The organism is Moorena sp. SIO4A1 (genome assembly GCF_010672065.1).
GTDB lineage: Bacteria > Cyanobacteriota > Cyanobacteriia > Cyanobacteriales > Coleofasciculaceae > Moorena.
Genome location: NZ_JAAHHX010001052.1, coordinates 1 through 1,044 on the forward strand (window position 1 = coordinate 1; position 1,044 = coordinate 1,044).

Annotated in this window: 1 protein-coding gene; it reads right to left on the bottom strand. The window is 42.9% G+C overall.

The annotated features are described in order from the left end of the window. Window positions 1-672 precede the first annotated feature (672 nt). Window positions 673-1,044 (bottom strand): AhpC/TSA family protein (locus F6K53_RS45195; protein ID WP_293087697.1); only part of this gene is annotated, 372 nt, incomplete at its 5' end.

Genomic DNA, 1,044 nt, shown 5'->3' on the forward strand with positions numbered 1-1,044 from the left:
CCAAACTAGAGGTACGGTAATTTTCCGCCCATCCATTAAATCAACACTAATGGTTTCTTCAGTAAAGTAGACATTCTTAACTCTCTCATCCGCTCGAATTGCCAAAATACCCATACCAAGCCTCTAAAAAGACCGATCCGTAAAATTGTTGGCATAATGGAATAATTCTAACACTATGCTGGTTACAATGTCTTGAACTTTGGCTTGCAGCGCGATCAAGTCGTCTGGTAGTGCGTACGATCTTGTAGGGTGGGTTCGATTACACAAGAGCTATCAAGACATTTATTCACCGAAGATCACCGAACGCACCATCCCTTACTGGGCTCGGTGGAGAACGCGATCGCATTCCCACCCTACTGGGCTTCATTCATTTTTAATTTTTAATTTTTAACGTTGTATTCCTTGTTGTATGCCCTGCTCTATTCCTGACTGAGTAGCAGCTTATAATTTTTATAATAAAAGTGGTGATAACCGCATCAATTTTCTCCCTGTCTTGCTCTTATAATTCTGTACTTACTTCTAAGTTACTATCGCTTTGGTAGAACTAAGTAGTCGGACAAAAATAAAATTAACTGTTGAAATAGGGAACAGGGAACAGCGGATCTGGGAACAGAGGATTTTTTGGCAACTTTACACAAGTTAATACAGCGAGGTTTATTTTTGTCCAGCTACTTAATCTAATAAAAACGACAGTGGACGACTCATATTCTGAGCAAAGCCAAGGAGCCCGCAATCCTGGTATTCGTAGAGTAATTTCCCCTGTGAATCGAATAAGAAAGTTCCCCCTCGCTGGGTCAGATAAGCCCCATTGGGTACATAAGTATTCCAGTGCTTTAAAACCTCTGTCATATTCCGCAGCCGCAGGGTTGCCAATTCAAAGGGTCTTTGAAAACCTTTGCCACCAGCCAGCCTGAAGAATGACCCTTTGATAGGGGGAAGTGGTATACCTCGCACAACCTCCTCATCATCGAGCAACTGCGGAGCCTGACTATCGCCCCAATAGCCTCGAAATACTTCAGCTAGAGTGCCAGGACTACCAATACC